A 22,425-nucleotide genomic window follows, 5' to 3' on the forward strand; every position below is an offset into this window, starting at 1 on the left:
ATGCTGGAAGATCCGGAGCCCGGCTGCCGGCTCCATCCCGACCTGGAGGTCCGCCCCTCACCGATCGCGGGGGAGGGCCTGTTCGCCACGGCGGCCATCCCCGCCGGCACCGTCGTCTCCCGCATGGGCGGGCGCCTGGTCACCTGGGACCACCTCCAGTCGCTCTTCGCCGACCCCGCCGTCCCCTACGTCGACACGATCACCGTGACCGCCGGCCTCCACCTGGTCCTGCCTCCCGGCAGCCCCATCGGCAAGGCCAACCACAGCTGCGACCCGAACCTGTGGTGGACCGGCCCCTACACCCTCGCCGCCCGCCGTGACCTCGGTCCGGGCGAGGAGGTCACCAGCGACTACGCCACGAGCACCGCCGACCCCGGCTTCGTGCTCGACTGCCGCTGCGCCACCCCGCTCTGCCGCGGCCGCGTGACCGGCGCCGACTGGCGCCGCCCCGAGCTGCGCGAACGTTACGGCGACCACTGGGTGCCGGCCCTCCTCGCGCTCGTCCGCGACGGCCGCCGCTGATCGGGACGGTGCTGACCATGGCATACTGCACGGATGTCCGATTTCGCCGAGTTCCGCGCCAGGGGGCGCGCGGCCCTGCTGGCCGGCGAGGCCACTCATGACATCCCCATGGTGGAAGGCGCCATGCGGTGGGGAGCCGCGGCCGTGCTGCGCCCCGAAGGCGCGATCGTGGACCGCATGACGGAGCTGGCCGCCACCGTCGAGGCCCCCGGTCACTGGGTGCACGGAGGCCGGACCCTGCACGTCACGCTCAGGACGCTGGAGCCGTACCGCACGCACGTCCCCGAGGACGACCCGGCGCGCCGCGCGTACGGGGCCGCGCTCGCCGAGGCGGTGGACGGCCTGCCCCCGGCGGGGGTGCGCCTGGCCGGCGTGAGCCCGCACCGGGGCGGCGTCCTCGTGGGCGCCCACCCGCAGGACGACACCCTGGCCACGATCCGCAAGCGCTTCGCCCACGCGCTGGAGTCGCGCGGCGTGCGGGACCTGGAGCGCGGCCGCGTCCGCGACCTCTGGTACGTCAGCCTCGTGCACTTCGCGGCCCCGCTGACGAACGCCCGCGAGATTGTCGCGTGGTGCGACACCCACGCCGACACCGACTTCGGCACGGCCGAGCTGCGCACGGCGGAGATCGTCCAGTTCCTGCACACCGGCGGCGGCATCCGCGTCCGCTCCCTGGAAGGCGCCGCCCTGGGCGGAGACGGCGGGGCGTCACCCCGGCCCCGTTCCTGAGGTGACACCCCGCCGCCGGCCCGTCAGCCCAGCAGCAGCGCTGTCACGAAGTGCAGCAGGTGCCAGGCCACGTAGGCGCTCAGCGAGCAGAACGCCCACTCCTTCCCCCGGCTGATCCGCGCGATCCACCGCAGCTCCTCCGCCGGCTCCCGCCGCACCCGCAGGCTCCGCGAGACGAAGTACGCCGCCAGCAGCCACGCGGCTCCGGACCCCGTGACGAGCGCGGCCGAGATCGCCACCAGCACCGGCGAGGCGGAGATCTCGCCGGCGGCGGGAAGCTGGTGGGCCCAGGCCCCCAGGAGCCCGGCGAGCAGCCCGACGGTGATCCGTCTGTCCTTGCGCGCCTGTCGCTTGAGCCACTGAAGGTCTCGCCGCAGATGGTTCTTGAGCATCCGGATCACCTCCGCTGGAGTAGCTGGTGTTACCAGCTAACGGGAGTGTCCGGAGAAGATCTGCGACCTCAGGCCCGGGATTTCACGACTTTTGTCGGCATTTCGTGGAGAAGCCGGAGTTCCTCCGCCACCTGCCTCGCCTCGAAGACGTCACCGACCTCCTCCAGGGTTCGCACGGCCTCGCGCAGATGGGAGACGGCGGCCCACCGGTGCCCGAGCCGGGCCGAGGCCAGCCCCAGCGCCCGCAGCGCGCACCCGAGGTCCCGCCGCGTCCCGCACTCGCGGTGCACGTCCCTGGCCTGCCGGGCGTACACCACGGCCTCGTCGGTCCTGTCCAGGTCCAGCAGCACCAGGGCGAGCGTGGTGAGCGCCGCCCCCCACCGGTCGCGGGTGCCGGTCTCGTGCTGCAGCTCGGCCGCCTCCCTGACGGGCCCCAGCGCCTGCGCCGACCGGCCGGCCGCGAGCAGCGCCTGCGCCATCGACAGCAGCGCGCTGCCCCGGTTGTCGCGCAGCTCCTCCCTGATCATCAGCGCCGCCCTGGCCGCCCGCAGCGCCGCCCTGGGCTGTCCCAGCGACAGGTACGTGTACGTCAGCGTCTCCTGCACGTCGGCCTCGACCCGCCGGTTCCCCAGGCCCTGCACGATGTCCAGGGCTTCGAGCGCGTACACGAAGGCCACCTGCGGCCGCCCCTGCCGCCGCCGCACCCGCGCGAGCCGGTTCAGCATGCGGGCCTCGATGGGCCCGTCGCGGATCACCCGGCTGATCGCCAGCGCCTGGCTCAGGTAGTCGTCGGCCAGCAGGTAGTCCGACAGCCGCCAGTGCACCAGCCCGATGTCGCCGAGCGTCTCGGCCCTGCCCTGCTCGTGGTGGAGCTCGACCTGCACGGCCAGGGCCTGCTCGTAGTAGGACAGGGCCTCGTCGTAGCGGGAGCCGTTGCGCGCGATGCGGCCGAGCGCGCACAGGGCCCGGCCGCAGCCGTACTGGTCGCCGGTCGCGGTGTAGCCGGCCAGCGCCCGCTCGGCGTCGCGCCGGGCGTCGTGCGGGAGCCTGAGCAGGTCGTAGATCTCGGCCAGGCACAGCAGCGTCTCGGCCTCGGCGTGCTCGTCGCCGAGCTCGTGGCAGATCGACAGCGCCTCCAGGCCCTCCGACAGTGCGGCGTTCGGCTCGCCCAGGTTGCGCTGCACGGTGGCCAGGATGATCAGGCTCTGCGCGGTGCCGCGCCGGTCTCCGAGCTCCTCGCGGACGTCGAGGGCCTGGCCGGCGTGGTGCAGGGCCAGCTCGTACCGCTCCTGCGACAGGTGCAGCCGCGACAGCGTGTGCAGGCAGCTCGCCACCCCCGCAGGGTCGTCGATCGCCCTGTAGAGCTCCAGCGCCTCGCCGGCGTAGCGCAGCGCGTCCTCGCTGTTGCCCGCGATGCCGTGCACCTCGGCCAGCTCGTTCAGCGCCCGCGCCTGGCCCTCGCGGTCGCCGAGCTCGGCGAAGTCCGCCAGCGCCTCGCCGATCAGCCTGGCCGCCAGCGTGGAGGGCCCGATGTCCCGGTGGAGGGTGCCCAGGCGGCTGCGCATGAGCGCGATGGCCCGCCGGTTGCTCACCTGCATCGCCGAGGTCAGCCCGCCCTGCTGCACCTCCAGGTTGTTCTCGTAGAACCGCAGCCGCCTGAACGGCTCGAACACGGCCTCGGCCAGCCGCCAGGCCATGCCGTGCGCGCCGCTCTCCCCGGCCAGCCGCACGGCCGAGACCAGCGAGCGCCGCTCGGCCTCGAACCACTCGCGCGGCGTCGCCGGGTCGGTGGCCACCGCCAGGTAGTGGTCGAGCAGCCGCGCCCTGGCCTCCCGCACCCCCGCCTCCGCGTGCCTGCCCAGCTCCCTGGCCAGCCGCTTGACCAGGTCGTGCACCCGGTAGCGCGGCCCGGGCAGCGGCTCCACCAGGTACGCCCGGTGCAGCCCCTCCACCGCGATCACCGCCTCGGCCACCGGCACGCCCAGCGCCGCCGCCAGCACCTCGGGCGTGAAGTCGCGCCCCGGCAGCAGCCCGACGTGCCGGAACGCCCGCCGCTGCGCCGGGCTCAGCGACTCGTACGCCAGGTTGAGCGCCTGCGTGAACGCCTCCTCGGGATCGCCCACCAGCCGCCGGTCGGGCCGGCGCAGCTCCTGCGCCCGGGACTGCACGCTGAGCCCGGGGTTCTCGGCCAGCTTGGCCGCCGAGATCCGCAGCGCGAACGGGTGGTAGGAGCACACCCGCGCCAGCTCGGCCAGCGCGTCGCGGTCGGCGGCCCGCGGCGAGTCCTCGCCGAGCACCGCGACCAGCAGCGCCACCGCGTTGCCCGGGTCGAGCACGAGCAGATCCATCAGGTCGGCGTGCCCGGTGGCGCGCAGCGGCGCCATCCGCGTCCTGCTGGTGACCAGCACCACGCAGTCCTTGCTGCCGGGCAGCAGGGCCCGCACCTGCGCGGGGTCGGCGGCGTTGTCGAGGATGAGCAGCAGCCGGCGTCCGGCGATCCTGCTGCGGTACAGCAGCATCAGCTCGGCCTCGTCGGAGGCGGGCTCGCCGATGCCGAGCGAGCGCAGGATCTGGCCGAGGGCCTCGACGGTGCTCATCGGCGGCTGGCTCGGCGACTGCCCGCGCAGGTCGATCACGATCTGCCCGTCGGGGAACCGCTCGGCGTGCAGATGGCCCCAGTGCGTCACCAGCGCGGTCTTGCCCACGCCCGGCAGGCCCTGCACGACCATCGTGTTCGTCCGCCTGGGCCGCTCCAGCCAGGCGGTGAGCAGGTCCAGGCTCTGCTGCCGCCCGATGAAGTCCGGCATGTCGGCGGGGAGCTGGCGCGGCTTGGGCACCTCGCCCACCGGCAGGGGCTCGGCGGGCCCGGCCGGCCGGATCAGGAACGGCGTCACCCGCCCGGCCCACGGCGCCGACAGGTGCTCCCAGCTCCCGGCGGCGGCCCGCAGCGCGGAGGGGTCGGCGATCCGCAGCCGCCGGTAGCGCAGCCGGACCAGCCAGCGGCGCTGCGTCCACTGCGTGATCTGGCGCTGCACCACGTCGGCGGAGCTGCCCACCAGGCCGGCCAGCGTCTCCATGGTCAGCGGCGGCGCCTGGTCGGAGCCCAGCTCGTAACGCTCGTCCAGGTGCAGCAGCCACACGGCCAGCCGGGCGGCGACGGGGGCGCGAGCCAGCGCCTCGTGCCTGCGCGCGGCCACGTTCCTGGCGAACAGCTCCTGCACCAGCGCGGTCGCCACGGCAGGGCCGGCGGAGGCGTGCTCGCGCAGCCGCCGCAGGTCGATGGGCCAGACGCGCACCTCGGTCAGCGCGTCCACCCTGACCCGGTCGGCGGGGCTCCAGAAGGCCAGCTCGCCGACGAGGTCGCCGGCGCCCCGCAGGTCGTGCAGAGCCTCGCGCCCGCCCGCCGGGGTGTACTCGCGGGCGTAGCCCGAGTCGATGAGGTAGACGTTGTGGTCGGCCCGCGACGGCGAGCACATCATCTCGTTGCGGTGGTAGACGCGCGGGCGGGCGCCCTCGTCGACCAGCGATCTGAAAAGGCCCACCCGGACACCACCTCTTTCAGGACGGCGGTGTCCTCGACATGACAGCAGCGCGACAGCGCGTACGACGGCTTGTCACATCAGTGGAGCGCAGCGGGAACCCGCTGTCAATCAGACGTTGGCGGTGTCGGTGCGGTCGGGCACGAAACGGTAGCCGACGTTGCGCACCGTGCCGATCAGTGACTCGTACTCCGTGCCCAGCTTGGCGCGCAGCCGCCGCACGTGCACGTCGACCGTCCTGGTGCCGCCGAAGTAGTCGTAGCCCCAGACCTCCTGCAGCAGCTGGGCGCGGGTGAAGACCCTGCCGGGGTGCTGGGCGAGGTACTTGAGCAGCTCGAACTCCTTGAACGTGAGGTCGAGCACGCGCCCGCGCAGCCGCGCGGTGTAGGTGGCCTCGTCGATCGACAGGTCGCCGCTGCGGATCTCGTCGGGCACGTCCTCCGTCGCGGCCTGCGAGATGCGGCCGGTGGCCATGCGCAGCCGTGCCTCCACCTCGGCCGGCCCGGCGCTGTCGAGCAGCACGTCGTCCACGCCCCACTCGGCGGTCATCGCGGCGAGCCCGCCCTCGGTCACGATCACCAGGAGGGGGCAGTCGATGCCGGTGGTGCGGATCAACCGGCACAGGCTCTTGGCCTGCACGAGCTCCTTGCGCGCATCGACGATGACGGCGTCGGCGGGAGGGGTGTCGATGAGGGCGGACGCCTCCGCCGGGGCGACGCGGACCGAGTGGAGCAGCAACCCCAGCGCCGGTAGCACCTCGGCGGACGGCTCGAGGGCGTTGGTCAGCAGGAGCAGGTTGCTCATTACGGCCTCCTCAAACACGCAAGGACCCGGGGGCTACGTCGCCCAGGTCCTGTAGGCGAGGATATCCCACGAGTAAGTCGCGTCCATTGCGCGTCCAGCAGGTGAACAGCGCGTCTCCTGGAACAAGCTCGTTAAGGGCGACGCACAATAGTGGGGAAAGGATTGTGAGGCACGGTATGGCCACGGGAAAAGTGCGTTATTGGGCGGCTGCCAAGGAAGCGGCAGGAGTGGCCGAGGAACCGTTCGAAGCGGTCACTCTTGGTGAACTCATGACCAAAATCACACAAAATCGGTCAGAGCTTGCACGGGTCGTGCGAAGATGCTCGTTCCTCGTGGACGGCTCCCCGGTGGGCAAGCGGCCCCACGGCGAGGTGGTCCTCGGCGAGGGCGCGACCGTGGAGGTGCTCCCGCCCTTCGCCGGCGGGTGAGCAGTCAGGTGAGTGAGTGCTTTGCGGGGGAATGAGGATGCCAGTCGGTAGTCTCTTGACCCCCCGCTCGAGACAGGGAGCTCCATGCGCAAGCTGATCGTCTTTCTGATCGTGCTCGGCATTCTCCTTGTCGCCGTCGATCGGGTCGCCGTGGCCGGCGTCGAGCGCGATCTGGCCAACCGCATCGCGGCGACGGCCGACCTCTCCGGCACGCCGACCGTGACCATTGAGGGCATCCCCTTTCTCACTCAGGCCGTCTCCGGGCACTATCCGGAGGTACGGTTCGATCTCGGCACGTTCACGTACGGCGACGTGCCGGTCAGGAACCTGCGGGGCGCCGCCTACGACGTGACGGCCCCCCTGGCCGACATCATCCAGAACAGACCCGACATCCGGGCCGGTCGCGTGGCCATCAGCGGCACCCTCACCAGGGCCACGATCGACAAGTACGCCCCCCAGGGCGTCAAGATCGGCGGGAACGGGCGGCGGCTCACCGCGTCGGGCGAGGTCACGATGGGGGCGAACAAGGTGCGGTTCAACGCCGAGATGCGGGTCGAGCTCGCCGACGGAGGGATCAAGATCCAGGCGGAGAAGATCGAGGGCGTGCCCGACCAGGTCGCCCGGCTGGTCTCCTACACCATCCCGTTCCAGGGCAAGCTGCCCTTCGACGTGAAGGTGACCGGGGTCAGGAGCGTGGCCGACGGCCTGGAGTTCTCGGCCGAGGCGGCTGACGTGCCGATCCGTGGATGAGATTGAACCGCTCGCTCCCGGCGTACGTGAAGAGGGGCGTGAGCGACCAGAGCGAGCGAGCCGACCGGCGCAGCAGCAGGCTCACGGACCCGACGCAGGAGGGCCCGTGAGCACAGCCGGGACCGCCGACGAGGAACTCGTGAAGACCCTCTTCGACGAGCACGCCGGGCCCCTCTACGGCTACGTTCTGCGCCTGACCGGTGACTCCGGGCGGGCCGAGGACGTCGTGCAGGAGACGTTGCTGCGGGCCTGGCGGCATCCCGAGGCGATGTCCGGCAGGCCCATCCGCGCGTGGCTGTTCACGGTGGCCCGTAATCTCGTCGTGGACCAGCATCGCGCCAGGAAGGCCAGGCCACCGGAGACCGGCGACGAGGCGCTGGCGGTCCTGCCGGCCGACGACGAGCTGGAGCGCGCGGTCGAGTCGTGGGCCGTGGCCGAGGCGCTGGCCGCGCTGCGGGCCGAGCACCGGGAGGTGCTGCTGGAGGTCTACTACCGGGGGCGATCGGTGAAGGAGGCGTCGGCGACGCTGGGCATACCGCCGGGCACGGTGAAGTCCCGCACGTACTACGCGTTGCGCGCGCTCAAGCTGGCGCTCGAGGAACGGGGGCTGGCACCGTGATGACGTGCGAGGAGGTCCGGATCTCGCTGGGGGCGCACGCCCTGGGCGCGCTCGATCCGGAAGAGGCGTTGGAGCTCGACCACCACCTGGCGACCTGCGAGGCGTGCGGCGCCGAGCTGCTGGAGCTGGAGGGCGTCGGCGCGTTCCTGGGCAAGGTGTCGGAGCGCGACGTGGAGCTGGTGGCCAGCCCGCCGCGCCAGGTGCTCGACCGGCTGCTGAACGACCGCGTCAAGCGGACCAGGCGGGGCCGCGCCCTGATGTCCCTGGTCGCGGCGGCGGCGGTGCTGGTGGTGGGCGGCACGGTGTGGACGGCGATCCAGACCGGTTCGGGCGAACGGACGACGGCGGCGCGGGCCCCGGCGCCCGCCGCGTCGCAGGCCCCCGAGGTCATGCGGGACGAGGGCTTCGTGCCGAAGGCCGAGCCGCAGAGCTCGGCTGAGGCTTCCCGGAGCATCGCCGAGGATTCCCGCGGCGCCGCGGAGGCCTCCCAGAGCCCGGCCCCCCAGAGCGCCACGGACGCCCAGATCCGGCCCAGCCGGAAGCCGGCCAAGGTGGTGGACGAGGTCGCGTTCCCCGGCGAGAACGAGGCCGCGGAGTACTACGCCACCGTGCTCGTCCGGCCGGCGGCCACGGGCGCGGAGCTCGGCGTGCAGGTCACCGGGGTGCCGGTGGGCACCGGCTGCCGGGTCGTGGTGGTCGGCGTGGACGGGCGGCAGGAGCGCTCGGACAGCTGGGTCGTGCGGCGTGCCGACTACGAGACCGGGAAGATCTTCCGCTTCCGGACGGGGATGAGCCTGAAGGAGATCGCCAGGTTCGAGGTCGTGGACACGGCCGGGAACCCGCTCGTCGAGGTTCCCGTGCCGCCGAAGGCCCGAGGGAAGTGAACGACCCTGACGCGCGGTTGCACCAGAGGATGACAGGCTTGTGGGTGGCGCTGGCGACGCTGGCGCTCGGAACGGTGATCGGGGTGGTCCGGTTGCGCCGCGACGGACGCGTGCACGAGGCCGGCGGCGACCGGCTGTCCGCCGACGACCTCGGCTCGGGGCTGGGGGAGAGGGCCACCCTGGTGCAGTTCTCGACCGCGTTCTGCCAGCCGTGCCGGGCCACCCGGCGTGTCCTGGCCGACGTGAGCGCGCTCGTGCCAGGGGTCAGCCACGTCGAGATCGACGCCGAGTCCCGGCTCGACCTCGTACGCAGGCTCGACATCACCCGCACACCCACCGTGCTCGTGCTCGACGCGGCGGGCGGCATCGTCAAGAAGGCCGCGGGGCAGCCGCGCAAGGCCGACGTCCTGGCCGCTCTGGCGGCCGCCGTACCGGAGTCATGACTGTGAGCCGTCTCACAAGTTGTCTCACCAACCGGACGAGATGTGACAGATGACGAGACGCCGAGTAGTGTCGTCGCCATGAACCCATCGACAGAGCTGCTGACGAAGCGGCGCGCGGTTGATTTCTGCCGCGTCGCCACCGCGCTCTGTCGCGCTGCCTGAGGACGATCTCGCGCGGACTAGTGATCCGCCCCAATCGACCCTTCAGGAGCATCCCGCGATGCGTGCCGATCCTAGAGCGCTGCGCTTCGGCGCGGCCATCACCACCCTGGTCCTGGCCTCCGTCCTGGTGACGGAGAGCTTCTGGCTGCTCGCCGCCCAGGCGGTGGTCTTCGCGCTCGGGGCGCACCGGCGCTCGCCGTACGCGATGCTCTTCAAGATGCTCGTAAGGAGCGATCCAACGGAGACCGAGGACGCCCGTCCGCCCCGCTTCGCCCAGGGGGTAGGGCTGGCCTTCGCGGTCGTCGGCCTGGTCGGGTTCGCCGCCGGGATCACCCCGCTGGCCCTCGTGGCCACGGCCGCGGCTCTCCTCGCCGCCTTCCTCAACGCAGCCTTCGGATTCTGCCTCGGCTGCGAAACGTACCTGCTCATTCGCCGACTACTGCCCGCTGCCAACATGGAGGTATCCAAATGAGCCGCTCCGCCGCCCTGGTGGACGCCGACTGGGTCGAGGCCAACCTCGACACACCGGGAGTCGTCCTCGTCGAGGTCGACGAGGACGTCAGCGCCTACGACAAGGGCCACATCCGTGGTGCCGTGAAGGTCGACTGGCGTAACGACCTGCAGGACCCTGTGCGCCGCGACTTCGTGGACAAGACCGGTTTCGAGGCGCTGCTGTCCGACCGCGGCATTGCCAACGACGACACCGTGGTGCTGTACGGCGGGAACAACAACTGGTTCGCCGCCTACGCGTACTGGTACTTCAAGCTGTACGGCCACGAGAACGTGAAGCTGCTCGACGGCGGGCGCAAGAAGTGGGAGCTCGACTCGCGCGAGCTGGTGAAGGACGTGCCGCAGCGGGCCAAGACCCAGTACGTCGCCCAGGAGCAGGACACCGCGATCCGCGCCTTCCGCGACGACGTGGTGTCCGCCATCGGCAAGCTCAACCTGGTCGACGTGCGCTCGCCCGACGAGTTCACCGGCAAGCTGCTCGCCCCCGCCCACCTCCCGCAGGAGCAGGCCCAGCGCGGCGGCCACGTGCCCACCGCCCGCAACATCCCGTGGTCCAAGGCCGCGAACGACGACGGCACCTTCAAGTCCGACGACGACCTGCGCTCCCTCTACCAGGAGGCCGGCGTCGACTTCGGCAAGGACACCATCGCCTACTGCCGCATCGGCGAGCGCTCGGCGCACACCTGGTTCGTGCTGCACGAGCTGCTGGAGCAGTCCAACGTGAAGAACTACGACGGTTCGTGGACCGAGTACGGCTCGCTCGTGGGCGTGCCGATCGAGCTGGGGGAGGCCCGCTGATGTCGGCTGCAGCACAGGGTTGCGGCGCGCCGGAGCAGACCGTCGCGCTGCCCGCCGGGATCGATCTGACCAACCAGGCCGTGATCCAGGGCGTCGTGACCGGCGCCGGCACGGCGTACGCGCGACTGCTCGACCACTCCGGTGAGTTCACCGGCGAGGTCGTGGTCTCCGAGGACGGTGTCTTCCGCTTCTTCGCCGCTCCCGGCGACTGGACCGTCCGCATCATCGCGGGCGGCGGCGTCACCAGGGACGTGCAGGTGGAAGCCAAGCTGGGCGAGGTCGCCCAGCTCGCGGTGGCCGTCTGAGCACCTGCGTGGAGGCCCGCGTTCCCCTTCCGGGGAACGCGGGCCTTTCGCGTGTGACCGGGCAGCGGCTTCGCGGTGCCGTCGTGCAACCGGACGCCGCCTTGCGGTGTTGTAGAGAACGTGGCTGAAACCGACTGTCCCGACCCGGTGCGCAAGGCGCTGCTCGACGACCTCGACGAGGGCTTCGCCGAGCTGTACGGCGCCTACCGCGGCCTGGTCTTCTCGACCGCGCTGCGGCTGAGCGGGCGCTGGGCCGACGCCGAGGACTACACGGCGGAGGCGTTCCTGCGGGCCTACCGGGCCCTGTCCGGATACTCGCCCGAACGCGTCGCGGAGCTGCAGCCGCGGGCCTGGCTGATGACGATCCTCATGAACGTCTGGCGCAACTGCGCCCGCGCCAAGTCCCGCAGGCCGCCGACCGACCTGGTCGAGGAGCCGGTGGACGGCGCGGACCCCGGCGAAGGCGTCGAGGCGGCCGCGGTCCGCCGCGAGACCGGCGACGAATTGGCCGCGCTGCTGGGGCAGCTCCCCGACGAGCAGCGGGCCGCGGTCGTGCTGCGGCACGTCGTGGACCTGCCGGTCAGCGAGATCGCCACCGTGCTGAAGATCCCCCAGGGCACGGTCAAGTCGCACGTGTCGCGGGGGCTGAAGCGGCTACGCGCACTAGGAGGTGCCCGATGACTCAGGATCCCCTGCTCACCGGACTCGCGGCACTCGCCGTGGAGCCGCCGGAGAGCCTGCTCGAACGGATCGCGGCCCGGTGGGTCCGCGTGCCGGCGCCGATCGGGGAGCTGGCGGTGGCGTACACCGATCAGGGTGTGGCCTACGTGCACGCGGGAGAGGGCTTCGCGGAGGCGTTCAGGGCGCGCTTCGGCCGCCCGCTGCTGCCCGCCGCCCGCCCGCCCGCCGGGCTGCTGCCCGCTCTGCGCACCGGCCGCCTGTCGGGGCTGCGGCTCGACCTGCGCGGGCTGAGCCCCTTCCAGCTCGCGGTCCTGGGGGCGGCGCGGGAGATCCCGCGCGGCGAGGTCCGCCCCTACTCGTGGATCGCCGCCCGCGTCGGCAGCCCCAAGGCCGTACGGGCCGTCGGGACCGCGCTCGGGCGTAACCCGGTGCCCCTGCTCATCCCGTGCCATCGGGTCACCCGGTCGGACGGGATGGTGGGCGACTACGTGTTCGGCTCGCCGGCCAAGGAGCGGCTGCTGCTGGAGGAGGGGGTGGACCTGGACCGGCTGCGGGCGTTGGCGGGGGAGCGGGTGTTCTACCTGGCCAGCGACACGACCGGCGTGGTGTGCTTCCCGACCTGCCACAACGCGCGGCGCATCACGGCCGCGCACCGGCACGGCTTCCGCAGCCTCGCCCAGGCACGGGCCGCGGGCTACCGGCCGTGCCGCACCTGCCGCCCGGCCCAGGACGTCCCGGCGTAGCGGCCCCCGCCCGATGTGCCGGGCGTACCGGGCTCAGACGGGCTCAGACGGGCTCAGACGGGCTCAGACGGGCTTGGTCGGGTAGCGCATGAGGAGCGTGGCCCGCACCACGTCCGGCCCGTGCGCCCGGTAGCCGTGCGGCACGTCCGACACCCACGAGATGTGGTCACCGGGCCCGGCCGTGAGCGGCTCGTCGATGGGCCCCGCGCTGAGGGTGCCGGTGAAGACCGTGACGTGCTCGCTGACCCCCTCGTGGTGCGCGGGCGAGGTCTGGGTGAGCCCGGGCGGGATGCGCACGCGGTAGAGCTCGTAGGTGACGCGATCGTCCTCGAACACCTCGAGCAGCTCGGCCTCGATGGCGGTGCCCCGCATGATCTGCGGCTCGGGCGGCGCGTCGAGGATGGCCCCGATCGGCACCCCGAGCTGCGCGGTGATCGCCCAGAGCGTCTCCAGGGTGGGGTTGCGCGTGCCGGTCTCCACGCCCGACAGCGTGGCCTTGCCGATGCCGGCGCGCTTGGCGAGCTCGGAGAGCGAGACGCCGCGCGCCTGGCGCAGCCGCCGCAGACGGTCTCCCACCACGCGCGGATCGGTGTCGAGTGCGGGCTGCGGCTCCATACCGCCATATTGCCGCACATCCGACCAGCGTGCGGGCCGCGCTCCTCGATTCGTCGCGGGGCCGCGCGCCGCGTCCGGAGACGCGCCGCAGAGGCCGGAACCCCCGCTTCATGATCGCCGCGTGTTCATGATCGATCTGCGGAGAGTAGCGCTTTTGCCATGGTGCGGCTGCGTCACAAGGGGCAGACCGATACGATTCCACAGATGTCCGGATCGACAGGTGTGACGGCACCCCCACGACCTGGGCCAACGCCGGCTCAGCGGATGCCGTCGCCGTACTCGCTGCCCCTGCACGCGCTCCGCCTGGCAGGCAAGTGCGCGCTGCCGCTGATCCTGTGGTTCTCGGCGGGTGAGCTGGCACGCTGGGTGGTGCTCTACATCGCCACCGAGATCTCGCACGGCTCGTGGTGGCAGGCCCGGCTGGTCGCCACCCTGGTGCTGGTCACCATGGTGATCCTCATCTCCATGACCGTCGTCACCGGCATGTTCCTGTCGCTGCGCGAGGTCCTGTGGGAGACGCGGGCACGCAGGCAGGACGGGCAGGAGGACGAGAGGTTCTGGGTCTCGCTCAACCGGGTGGCCCCCGCCTTCGCGGTCATCTACCTGGCCTGGGAGCTGTACTACCGGGACGCCGGCGACTTCCTCGCGATGGACAAGTTCCACAACCTGGACGACAACTTCTACACCCCGATTCTCAACAACATCGCCAACGGCACCGACGAGAAGGCCACGTACGGGCTGGGCCTGGTCGGCCTGGACTGGCGGGTCTCCCTGGGCGCCATGGTGGTGACCTTCGGACTGCGGATGCTCTTCTCGAACCTGGTCGAGAAGGGCTCGGGGAAGTACGCCGGTGTCGCCGCCGCGTTCGCCGAGTTCTCGTTCGTGTTCTGCGGCCTGAACGCCATCTTCACCTTCACGGAGCTGCGCGGGGACTGGACCCAGCACCGAGCCGTCGTGAGCAGCGCCACCGAGGCCTGGAAGCACGCGCAGGAGACGGTGCCGGGCTGGAAGGCGTTCTGGGACTGGGTGGGGGCCGTCTGGCCGCATGTCATCGACGCGCTGGTCGTGCCGCTCACCTGGCTGGCGATCGCCGTGCTGGTCTTCGGCGCCTCCGTCGACGACACCCGCCGCGCCGTGCGCGGCACCCGCCTGGAGCGGGGCATGGACAAGCTGGAAGGCAGCCACGACATCACCCAGCGCGCGGTGGACCGGGTCGTCGGCGGCTGGAGGGACCGCTGGGTGCCCGTGGTCAACGCCTTCCGGATCACCTTCCGCGGCGGCATGGCGCTGTTCGGCTTCATGTGCCTGCTGTACGTGGGCGTCCACATCGGAGTCGAATACCTGGACAGGGGCGTGCGCACGCTGATCGGCTCCGACATCGAGTTCATGTGGCTGGTGCTCGGCAAGCCCGTGACGTTCGTCGGGAACCTGCTGACGACCTGCCTGTCCTACTGCGTGCTGGCCGCGGCGTTCGACATCGCGGCGACCAGGGCACGCCTGCGCGGCGAGGACATCACCGCCTGAACACCAGCACGTCCTTGTGCTTGGCCTTCTCCTGCTGCGCGGGGTCCGTCGGGACGGCGAACAGCTTGTCCGTCGGCGTGTCCGAGCGGTAGGTGGTGTTCGGCCGCAGGCGCAACTCGACCTGGCCGGCCACCGCCTTCGGCACGACGGCGACGGCGGTGTAGGTGTAGGCCTTGCCCACCTCGGCGTCCTCGTCGAGCGCGACGTTGTCCTCCGCGACCTGCACCTGCCAGGTGCGGTCCGTGCGGTCCCGCAGCTCCAGCTCCGGCTTGGCGGTGAGCCTGATGCCCGTCTCGTCGACGCCCTTCCTGGTGATGGTGATCTTCAGCCACTGCCTGTCCGGCGCGGTGGCCTGCGGCGGATCCATGGTCTCGATCCGGGCCTTCCACGCCACGTGCTCGAACGTCATCTCCTTGCCCGCGTCCACCACGTGCTCGATGTCGGCGGGCTGGCCGCTGCGGTAGAAGAGGTACGCGTCCACGGTCGGCGCGCCGATCCCGACCAGGAGCGCGACGATCGCGCTCACGCCCAGCATGACCGTGCGCGGACGGCGCGGCGGCGGAGCGGCCTGTCCCTCCGCCGCCCCGTCGGAGGGCGGCGGTGGCGTGGCGGACGAGGCCGTCTCGGGTTCGTCCTGCGCGGGGCTCGCGGGCGCGACCATGCCGTGCGCGCTCCGGCCGGGGTGCTCGCCGCCCTGGCCCGGCTGCCCGCCGGAGGGCGGTGACACCGGGCCTGCCGCGGGAACGACCGGGATGGGCTGGGTGGAGCCGTTGCGGAACCCCGGCTGACCGGCGGGCGGCCAGACCTGCTGGTCCGGCTGGGCGCCGCGCCGGGGCGCGAACGGGTCGGTCCGAGGCGGCTGCCGCCGCGGCACCGGCCGGCGAGCCGCCTGGCCACCGCCCTGCGGGGGCTGCTGGTCGAATCGCGGCCCCTGGTCGAATCGGGGCTGCTGCAGGGGCTGCGTGGGCTGCGTGGCCTGCCCGCGCTGCGGCCGGTACGGGGCCTGCGCCGGCTGTCCGGGCTGGGGGTGCTGCGGCTGAGGCGGGGGTTGTGCGGGGTGGCCTGGCTGTGTGGCCTGGCCCGGCTGTGTGGCCTGGCCCGGCTGGTCGGGCTGCGGCCGGCGCGGCGGCCGGCTGGGCGGCGCGGGCCGCGGATGCGGCTGCGTGGGGCTGCCGTGCTGGGGCTGGTAGTGCGGCTGTGTCGGCCCCTGGTCGTGGGCCTGGTGGTACGGCTGGTGGTGCGGCTGTGTCGGCCCCTGGTCGTGAACCTGATGGTGCGGTTGCGTCGGCCCCTGCTCCTGGGGCGGCTGCCCGTACGCCGCTCGCCCGTCATCGTGGGCCGGAACGGCGGGGTGCGGAACGGTGTCCTCCGACTGGGACGGCTGGCCGGAAGGCGGCGCGAACCAGTCGCGGTTCGATTCGTTCTGGCTCATGGCCTTACTTCTTCTCGTCCAGGTCGAGGACCTCCGCGGGAGCGGAGCCGAGCTGCTTGGCGGCGGCCTCGTCGATGCCGAGGTCGACCTGCGCCTCCGGCGGCAGCGGCTCGGAGTAGAGCCCGCTGACCGGCAGCGTGAAGACGGCCTGCGCCCCCGGCAGCGCCGTGGCCGGCACCTCGAAGACGAACCTGCCCTTCGCCCACCATCCCGGCTGGATCCACGGGTACGCCAGCGTGTCCATCTTGTCGACCTTGTCGCTCGCCACGAACTTCTTGCCGTCGGCGGTGAGCAGCTCGGCCTCGCCCAGGTGCAGCGGCTTCTTCGGCACGGTGGCCGCGGCCTCGACCACCAGGAAGAGCTGATCCGTCGCGATGGTCTTGCCGTCGGCCTCGAGGGTCCTGGCCGAGGACACCTTCTCCACCCGGACGGCGAAGCGGCCCGCGTCGACGTCCTCCCCCTTCGCCCCCGTGTACGTGAGCGGCATGCTGTGATCGTCGCCCGACATGTCCAGGGACTGGATCCCCACGGCCCCGGCGGCCAGCAGCAGCCCCACCACGAGGTGCAGCGCCCCGGACCCGCGCCCTCGCCGGGCGGCCTGCCTGCGGGAGCGCCCTCCGCGTGGCGCGACGCTGCGTTCCTGAGTCGCGGTCATCACGCCCCCTGTGACTCGACCGGAAGTGTGACCTTGGCGACGACCGTGGTCTTGTCCTCTTCCGTGAGCGGATCCTGCTCGCTCTCGAGGAACCATTCGGAGGCGTCCTCCAGGGCGTTCGTCAGCAGCTCGTACTTGCCGAGGTCGTAGCTGACCTGCTCGGGGGGCTGCGCCGAGCCCTCCAGCTCGTAGCGTGCCACCACGGTGGACGGAATTCCGGGATGCAGCTGCGAGTACTTGCCGCCGTGGGAGGAGACGAAGAGCTCGGCCCCGCTCTTGGACTTGATCGCCGGCGTCATCCTCAGCAGCGTGGCCCCGAAGTTCCAGCCGTCGCTCTTGCCCGAGGGCAGGCTGCCCACGCTGATGGTCTCGTCGGTCTTGTTCGTCACCTTGAAGATCACGTCGAGGAACCGCTTGTCCTCGGCGAAGTCGTTCTCGGCAGGTTGTAGAGTGATCTTGGATTCGACGAACTGGGTGTCGAACCGCCCCTGGTCCAGCACCTGTCCGGGCTTGAGCTGGGGCGGCGCGGGATCCGGCCGCTCGTTCAGGCCGCCCAGGAGAGCGGTGATCCCAATGGCGGCGAGCGCCACCAGGGCGATCGCGGGCACCACTACCGGGCGTCTGGGCTTGTCAGTGCTGCCGCCGGAGGGTTCCGTCATGGGTAAGGATGGTAATAGGTCTCGCTTGTCCCATCTGCCGCAATGCTCCCATCGGACCGGTCGAATTGCCGAGAACCCTGCCGCTATGGCGCTTGTAACTCATACGCTGTCACGGAGCGGAAAGGGCTGACCCCCACTCCTCATGACATATCGGCGGCCGGAGGGTCACGTGGCGGACGTGCATCCCGAGCATGCCCAGCTCCAGGCGGACCGCATCTACCTGGGCTGGCAGTACATCCTGCTGCACCCGGACCCCGGCCCCCCGCCCAAACGCCCCTCGCCCGCCGAGGAGTCGCCGGACGAGCCCGACCCGGCCGAGCAGGAACTGCTGCGCCGCGAGCGGATGCAGGAGGACATGCTCAACCGGCCGGTCCGGTTCCTGCGCATGTTCATGCTGGCCCTGACCGTGGTGATCCTGGCCGTCGCCCTGGCCGGCTACCTGGCCTGGTCCTTCGCGCTGGTCGCGCTGGTCGCCGCCGGCGGCGTGGCGGCCATCCTCAGCTACGCGCTGCTGCAGGGCGACCGGGCGGTCAGGTACCGGGTGCTGGAGCAGCAGGCCAGAAACGAACGGCAGCGCAGGAACCGCGACAAGGACCTGTTCCGCGCCCAGGAGGAGCACGCCCAGCGCTACCGCGAGTGGCAGGAGTCCAAGGAGCGCCACGACAGGCAGCTCACCTGGTACGCGGTCGCGGTGCCCGACGAGCTCGACCGCATCGACGTGGCCGGCGGCACCTTACCGGGCTGGTCCGCGCTGGTCACGCTGCTCGGCGCCACCCGGCTCTACAGCGGCGGGCACCTGACCGTGCTGGACCTGTCGGAGGGCGCGATCGCCAAGGACCTCATCGAGCTGGCCCGCAAGGGCGGCGACGACCCGCTGGTCTGGGTGCTGCCCGTCGATCTGCCCCGGCTCGACCTGGGCGCCACGCTCAAGCCTGAGGCGTTCGCGGACGTGCTGGCGCACGTGGTGAGCGTGAGCGAGGAGCAGCGCAGCACCCGCGACCTCAGCTTCGACAACGCGATCCTGGAGCGGGTGCTGGAGGTGCTCGGGGAGAACGCCACGATCAGCCAGGTCACCGCCGCGCTGCGGGCACTGGCGCAGGTGGGCGACCCGCGCGACGACCTGCGGTTCGGCCTGATCACCGCCTCCCAGCTCGAACGCATCGGCACGCTGTTCGGGCGCGGCGTGAGCGACCGGGTGGTGATCGAGCGGGCCTGGGCGCTGGAGTCGCAGTTGCGCAAGCTGGAGACGCTCGGCACGCAGGCCGTACGGCTCCCGCCCGCCCGGCTCCGGGTGGTGAGCATGGACCGGCAGGCAGGCGTGTTCGGCAACCGGGTGCTCGGCACGTACGTGGCCACCGCCCTGACCCACATCCTGCGCCAGTCGCCCTCCTCCGACCGGCCCTGGTACCACACGATCATCGTGGCGGGGGCGGACAAGCTCAGGGGCGACGTGCTGGACCGGCTGATGGACGCCTGCGAGACCTCCCGTACCGGGCTCGTCCTGACGTACCGCTCCCTGACCCCGACCGTGCGGGAGCGGCTCGGCAGGGGGCACGCCGCGGTCGCGTTCATGCGGCTCGGCAACGCCGAGGACGCGCGGGTCGCCAGCGAGCACGTCGGCACCGAGCACCGGCTGGAGCTGGCCCAGCTCACCGAGACGATCAGCGAGTCGCTGCCGGGCCTCGACGGCGGCTACACCTCCACGATCTCCCAGGTCGAGGACGAGCGGGAGGAACGCGACGGCGACCACACGGACCTGGCGGAGGACATCACCGAGTCCACCGAGTGGGGCAGGACCGCCGACAAGATCTCGGAGAAGGAGCGGGTGCTGCAACGCTCGCGCGAGTTCCTCGTCGAGCCGCACCAGCTCCAGCAGCTCCCCACGACGTCCGTGATCGTCACGGACGCCACCGCGGACGGCCGCCGGGTACGCCTGGCGGACGCGAACCCGGCCATCCTCACCTTCCCCAAGACCACGCTGGGTGAGCTGGAGGACGTGCGCGAGGCCGTGCTGGCACTCGACGCCCGGGCCGGCGACGGCAACGGAGAGCCGCCGCCGAACCTCGGGCCACCACCGCCACGCCTGGACTGGCGCAAGGGCAGGCAATGACATGGTCAATGTCGAGGTGATGAGCTGACGGTTGGCGGAATTTAACAAAGAACCGTCTGTGGGGGATTGAAATGCAGCCGAGTGTCTCGCTGAGCGGGCCCTGGTATCGAATTCAGTCGATCGCAGCACCCTCGCGAAGCTCGTCGGCGGAGTGGGATTTCGTCACTGTGCTTCCCGCGGTGCTGTCGGCGGCGCAGCGCGACCGGCCGTTCGTCATCGGATGGTTGTCGCGGGGCTCGGGGGCGCCGCTCGAACTCATCACCAACGCCGGCCCGCTGTCGCCGCCGCGCCAGCCACGCAGGTCCACGGACCTGCCCGACGCCCCGAGCGGGCCGCAGCCACTGCTGTTCCCGGGCGGGGCGCGCGGGGTGCGGCTGAACCAGGAGTACCTGGCCGACCTGGCCGACCTGGTGTGGACGCCGTGCCCGGGGCGGCAGGCGCCACCGCTGGGCAGCAAGGGGCGCGAGTTCGACCCGGACGAGCTCAAGCGCCCCACGCTGTTCGAGTCGACGCTGGTGACGCTGATGTCGCGGCCGTTCGCCTGGCTGGTCGTGGCCGAGCCGACGGACCTGCTCGACGCCGAGGTGGCGCACCTGCGTACGCAGCTCAACGTGCTGCGGCAGTACGGCGACGCCTCCGAGCGCTCGCGCTTCGACGCCGAGCGGGCCGAGCGCCGCATGCAGGAGCTGGACGCCTTCCGCGAGGCGGGCCTGTGGAACGTGCGGGTGCTGGCCGGCGGGGCCACGGCCGACGAGCTGCGGCAGATCGCGCCCGTGCTCGTCGGGTCCGTCGAGATGAGCCAGCACCCGTACCGGCTGCGCAGCACGCACGGCGCCGCCTACTCGCTGCCGGAGGCCCTGGCCATCACCATGCAGGACCCGGCCGACGGCGCCGCCGCCCCCTTCGCCGCCACAGCGGGGGCGCTGGCCGCGCTGGCCGGGCTGCCCAGGCGGGAGGTGCCCGGCGTGCGCGTGCTCGACTCGGGCTTCTTCGACGTGACGTCGGAGTCCGACGAGGGCGCCGACGGGGGCGAGCTGGAGCTCGGCGAGATCCTCGACGGCCAGGACCGGGGGGTCGGCACGTTCCGGGTGCCGCTGGCCACGCTGAACCGGCACGCGTTCGTCACGGGCGCGACCGGCTCCGGCAAGTCCCAGACCGTGCGGCACCTGCTGGAGCAGCTCAGCAGGGCCCGCATCCCGTGGCTGGCCATCGAGCCGGCCAAGTCGGAGTACGCCGCCATGGCCGGCCGCGTCGACGAGCCCGTCACCGTGATCAACCCGTCGGCGCCCGACGGCGTGCCGTTCAGCGTCAACCCGCTCGAACCCGAGCCGGGCTACCCCGTCCAGGCGCACATCGACATGGTCAGGGCGCTGTTCATGGCCGCGTTCGACGCCGAGGAGCCGTTCCCGCAGATCATGTCGCTGGCGCTGCAGCGCGTCTACGAGGCGACCGGCTGGGACGTGGTCACCGGCGGCGCCGTGCCGGGCTCGAACGTCCCGCCCAGCGTCCCCACCCTCGAACAGCTCCAGCAGCACGCGATGGACGTCATCAAGGAGATCGGCTACGGCCGCGAGGTGCAGGCCGACGTCGAGGGCTTCATCTCGCTGCGGCTGCGCTCGCTGCGCGTCGGCTCCGCCGGGCGCTTCTTCGAGGGCGGCCACCCCGCCGACATCGGCGGCCTGCTGGAACGCCAGGTCGTGCTGGCCATCGAGGACGTGGCCAACGACGAGGACAAGGCGTTCCTCATGGGCACCCTGATCATCCGGATCGTCGAGCACCTGCGCATGCGCGCCAGGCGGGAGCGCTCCGCCGAGCTGCGCCACGTCATCGTGATCGAGGAGGCGCACCGGCTGCTGCGCGACCGCGGCCACGGCCGGGCCTCCACCCACGCCGTGGAGCTGCTGGCCGGGATGCTCGCCGAGATCAGGGCGTACGGGGAGGGCATCGTGGTGGCCGAGCAGATCCCCACCAAGCTCGTCTCCGACGTCGTGAAGAACACGGCGCTGAAGGTCGTGCACCGGCTGCCCGCCGAGGACGACAGGCAGCTCGTCGGCGCCGCCATGAACCTCAGCGACGAGCAGTCCCGCCACGTGGTCTCGCTGCAGCCGGGCTCGGCCGCCGTGTTCGCCGACGGGATGGACCGGCCGCTGCGGGTGCGCGTGCCGCTCGGGGAGTCCAGGGAGAAGGCGCTGCCGGGGCCGCCGCCGCCCATCCGGGGCCGCCGCTCGGCGGCCTGCGGGGCGCAGTGCCGTACGGGGCAGGCGTGCACGCTGGTGGAGCTGCGCGAGGCCGACGTGCTGGCCGGCGCGGCCGAGTGGGCGTGGCTGCGCATCTGGTGCGACACGGTCGTGCTGGCCTTCGTCGGCAACCGGCCGCTGCCGGGCGTGCCGCGCGCCCTGTCGGCCGCCTGGGCCGACCTGCCGGCGCGGCGCCGCGAATGCCTGCTCGCCACCCTGATCGAGCGCTCGGTGCAGCGGCGCGCCTGGTCGCTGCGCACGTGGTTCGACCCGGCCCTGCTGACGGAGAAGGCCGCCGAGACCGCCACCCGGCTGCTGGCCGGCGTCGACAGCGGGGGCGAACGCCCCGGCGCCTCGTGGGTCATCCCGCAGGTGCGCTGGCTGCACGAGGTGGACAGGCTCTTCCCGTACGGCCAGCCGGCCCCGAACCTGCGCAGCCCCGCGCCCCCCATGGAGTACGCCCTGTTCCGCCAGCCGGGCGGCACCGGCCCCGGCTCCGTCGAGCCCGAGCTGCTCGGCCACCGGGCCAAGGCGCTGCGCCACCACCCGCTGTCGATGGAGGTGGACCACAACCGGGCGCTGGCCTGGCGGGTGATCCTCGGGGACGACGAGCACGAGAGCGTGCAGCGCGACATCGTGACGGTCGCGATCGGCGTGGAGTCCGCGGCCAGGACCAGGCACGTGGGGCAGACGATGGGGGCGGGCTGGCTGGAGAGCGTGCTGTCGTGGCCGCGCCGCTTCGTGCTGCCGTTCGAGCACGGCGGCTCACCGGAGATCGCCTTCGCCGAGCCACCGGCCTCCTGACCGTCGCGCGGCGAGCTGATCGCAAAGGGGTGCGTTTTCGCGCGTGTCTCCAGACTTGGGGCCAACGCCGACTAGGATCC

At 72.1% G+C, this 22,425-nt stretch carries 23 protein-coding genes; 16 read left to right on the forward strand and 7 right to left on the reverse strand.

The window, feature by feature from the left end:
- Complete coding sequence (locus tag ACBJ32_RS54020; RefSeq protein ID WP_375133519.1) at nt 1-522, forward strand: SET domain-containing protein; 522 nt, start codon at nt 1-3, stop codon at nt 520-522.
- Nucleotides 523-555: 33 nt separating this feature from the next.
- On the forward strand, nt 556-1,251 hold the full coding sequence (locus ACBJ32_RS54025; protein WP_375133520.1) for a hypothetical protein: 696 nt from the start codon (nt 556-558) through the stop codon (nt 1,249-1,251).
- Nucleotides 1,252-1,274: 23 nt separating this feature from the next.
- Here the strand turns inward: ACBJ32_RS54025 and ACBJ32_RS54030 are convergent, their stop codons facing one another.
- The 3 genes from ACBJ32_RS54030 to ACBJ32_RS54040 form a co-directional block, all read right to left on the reverse strand.
- Nucleotides 1,275-1,643, reverse strand: a complete 369-nt coding sequence (locus tag ACBJ32_RS54030; RefSeq protein WP_375133521.1) for a hypothetical protein — start codon at nt 1,641-1,643, stop codon at nt 1,275-1,277.
- Between the two features lie 68 nt (nt 1,644-1,711).
- Nucleotides 1,712-5,185 carry a tetratricopeptide repeat protein gene (locus ACBJ32_RS54035; RefSeq protein WP_375133522.1) on the reverse strand — a complete coding sequence of 1,158 codons (3,474 nt, stop codon included), beginning with the start codon at nt 5,183-5,185 and terminating at the stop codon, nt 1,712-1,714.
- Between the two features lie 108 nt (nt 5,186-5,293).
- On the reverse strand, nt 5,294-5,986 hold the full coding sequence (locus tag ACBJ32_RS54040) for a response regulator transcription factor (protein WP_357891132.1): 693 nt from the start codon (nt 5,984-5,986) through the stop codon (nt 5,294-5,296).
- Nucleotides 5,987-6,162: 176 nt separating this feature from the next.
- Between ACBJ32_RS54040 and ACBJ32_RS54045 the strand changes: the two genes are divergently transcribed.
- The 11 genes from ACBJ32_RS54045 (at nt 6,163) to ACBJ32_RS54095 (ending at nt 12,309) form a co-directional block, all read left to right on the forward strand.
- Nucleotides 6,163-6,414 carry a MoaD/ThiS family protein gene (locus ACBJ32_RS54045; RefSeq protein WP_253753138.1) on the forward strand — a complete coding sequence of 84 codons (252 nt, stop codon included), beginning with the start codon at nt 6,163-6,165 and terminating at the stop codon, nt 6,412-6,414.
- Between the two features lie 84 nt (nt 6,415-6,498).
- Nucleotides 6,499-7,164 carry a DUF2993 domain-containing protein gene (locus ACBJ32_RS54050; protein ID WP_375133523.1) on the forward strand — a complete coding sequence of 222 codons (666 nt, stop codon included), beginning with the start codon at nt 6,499-6,501 and terminating at the stop codon, nt 7,162-7,164.
- 106 nt (nt 7,165-7,270) lie between these two features.
- Nucleotides 7,271-7,783: a sigma-70 family RNA polymerase sigma factor gene (locus ACBJ32_RS54055; protein ID WP_357891126.1), complete on the forward strand. Its 513-nt coding sequence runs from the start codon at nt 7,271-7,273 to the stop codon at nt 7,781-7,783.
- Nucleotides 7,783-8,667 carry an anti-sigma factor family protein gene (locus ACBJ32_RS54060; protein ID WP_375133563.1) on the forward strand — a complete coding sequence of 295 codons (885 nt, stop codon included), beginning with the start codon at nt 7,783-7,785 and terminating at the stop codon, nt 8,665-8,667. Before ACBJ32_RS54055 ends, ACBJ32_RS54060 begins: the two co-directional genes overlap by 1 nt.
- A gap of 29 nt (nt 8,668-8,696) precedes the next feature.
- Nucleotides 8,697-9,110 (forward strand): thioredoxin family protein, encoded by a 414-nt coding sequence (locus ACBJ32_RS54065; RefSeq protein WP_375133524.1) that lies wholly within the window; start codon nt 8,697-8,699, stop codon nt 9,108-9,110.
- A 78-nt stretch (nt 9,111-9,188) separates the two neighbouring features.
- A complete protein-coding gene (locus ACBJ32_RS54070; protein ID WP_350668905.1) occupies nt 9,189-9,272 on the forward strand; it encodes a putative leader peptide in 84 nt (27 codons plus the stop codon).
- A 58-nt stretch (nt 9,273-9,330) separates the two neighbouring features.
- On the forward strand, nt 9,331-9,744 hold the full coding sequence (locus ACBJ32_RS54075; protein ID WP_357891120.1) for a DUF4395 domain-containing protein: 414 nt from the start codon (nt 9,331-9,333) through the stop codon (nt 9,742-9,744).
- Nucleotides 9,741-10,580 (forward strand): sulfurtransferase, encoded by an 840-nt coding sequence (locus ACBJ32_RS54080; RefSeq protein ID WP_225271205.1) that lies wholly within the window; start codon nt 9,741-9,743, stop codon nt 10,578-10,580. The genes ACBJ32_RS54075 and ACBJ32_RS54080 overlap by 4 nt, the downstream gene beginning before the upstream one ends.
- Nucleotides 10,580-10,885, forward strand: coding sequence for a DUF1416 domain-containing protein (locus ACBJ32_RS54085; protein ID WP_185110452.1), 306 nt, complete (start codon nt 10,580-10,582; stop codon nt 10,883-10,885). The genes ACBJ32_RS54080 and ACBJ32_RS54085 overlap by 1 nt, the downstream gene beginning before the upstream one ends.
- Before the next feature lie 120 nt (nt 10,886-11,005).
- Nucleotides 11,006-11,566: an RNA polymerase sigma factor gene (locus ACBJ32_RS54090; RefSeq protein WP_357891116.1), complete on the forward strand. Its 561-nt coding sequence runs from the start codon at nt 11,006-11,008 to the stop codon at nt 11,564-11,566.
- Nucleotides 11,563-12,309 carry a methylated-DNA--[protein]-cysteine S-methyltransferase gene (locus tag ACBJ32_RS54095; RefSeq protein ID WP_375133525.1) on the forward strand — a complete coding sequence of 249 codons (747 nt, stop codon included), beginning with the start codon at nt 11,563-11,565 and terminating at the stop codon, nt 12,307-12,309. Before ACBJ32_RS54090 ends, ACBJ32_RS54095 begins: the two co-directional genes overlap by 4 nt.
- A 63-nt stretch (nt 12,310-12,372) precedes the next feature.
- Here the strand turns inward: ACBJ32_RS54095 and ACBJ32_RS54100 are convergent, their stop codons facing one another.
- Complete coding sequence (locus tag ACBJ32_RS54100; protein ID WP_276083199.1) at nt 12,373-12,924, reverse strand: XRE family transcriptional regulator; 552 nt, start codon at nt 12,922-12,924, stop codon at nt 12,373-12,375.
- A gap of 264 nt (nt 12,925-13,188) precedes the next feature.
- Between ACBJ32_RS54100 and ACBJ32_RS54105 the strand changes: the two genes are divergently transcribed.
- On the forward strand, nt 13,189-14,448 hold the full coding sequence (locus ACBJ32_RS54105; RefSeq protein ID WP_375133526.1) for a hypothetical protein: 1,260 nt from the start codon (nt 13,189-13,191) through the stop codon (nt 14,446-14,448).
- On the opposite strand, the gene ACBJ32_RS54110 is transcribed toward ACBJ32_RS54105, so the two are convergent.
- Genes ACBJ32_RS54110 through ACBJ32_RS54120 form a run of 3 tightly spaced genes read right to left on the reverse strand, consistent with a single transcriptional unit; the run spans nt 14,438 to nt 17,194 of the window.
- Complete coding sequence (locus tag ACBJ32_RS54110) at nt 14,438-15,880, reverse strand: hypothetical protein (RefSeq protein ID WP_375133527.1); 1,443 nt, start codon at nt 15,878-15,880, stop codon at nt 14,438-14,440. The two genes, ACBJ32_RS54105 and ACBJ32_RS54110, sit on opposite strands and share 11 nt — an antisense overlap.
- 4 nt (nt 15,881-15,884) lie before the next feature.
- Nucleotides 15,885-16,535 carry a hypothetical protein gene (locus ACBJ32_RS54115; protein WP_375133528.1) on the reverse strand — a complete coding sequence of 217 codons (651 nt, stop codon included), beginning with the start codon at nt 16,533-16,535 and terminating at the stop codon, nt 15,885-15,887.
- The gene (locus ACBJ32_RS54120; protein WP_375133529.1) at nt 16,535-17,194 is read right to left on the reverse strand and encodes a hypothetical protein; all 660 of its coding nucleotides are present in this window, start codon (nt 17,192-17,194) and stop codon (nt 16,535-16,537) included. Before ACBJ32_RS54120 ends, ACBJ32_RS54115 begins: the two co-directional genes overlap by 1 nt.
- Nucleotides 17,195-17,363: 169 nt before the next feature.
- Between ACBJ32_RS54120 and ACBJ32_RS54125 the strand changes: the two genes are divergently transcribed.
- Complete coding sequence (locus ACBJ32_RS54125) at nt 17,364-19,304, forward strand: hypothetical protein (protein ID WP_357891096.1); 1,941 nt, start codon at nt 17,364-17,366, stop codon at nt 19,302-19,304.
- 167 nt (nt 19,305-19,471) lie between these two features.
- Nucleotides 19,472-22,345 carry an ATP-binding protein gene (locus ACBJ32_RS54130; RefSeq protein WP_375133530.1) on the forward strand — a complete coding sequence of 958 codons (2,874 nt, stop codon included), beginning with the start codon at nt 19,472-19,474 and terminating at the stop codon, nt 22,343-22,345.
- Nucleotides 22,346-22,425 lie beyond the last annotated feature (80 nt).

It is taken from the genome of Nonomuraea sp. GTA35 (assembly GCF_041950525.1).
Taxonomy (GTDB): domain Bacteria; phylum Actinomycetota; class Actinomycetes; order Streptosporangiales; family Streptosporangiaceae; genus Nonomuraea.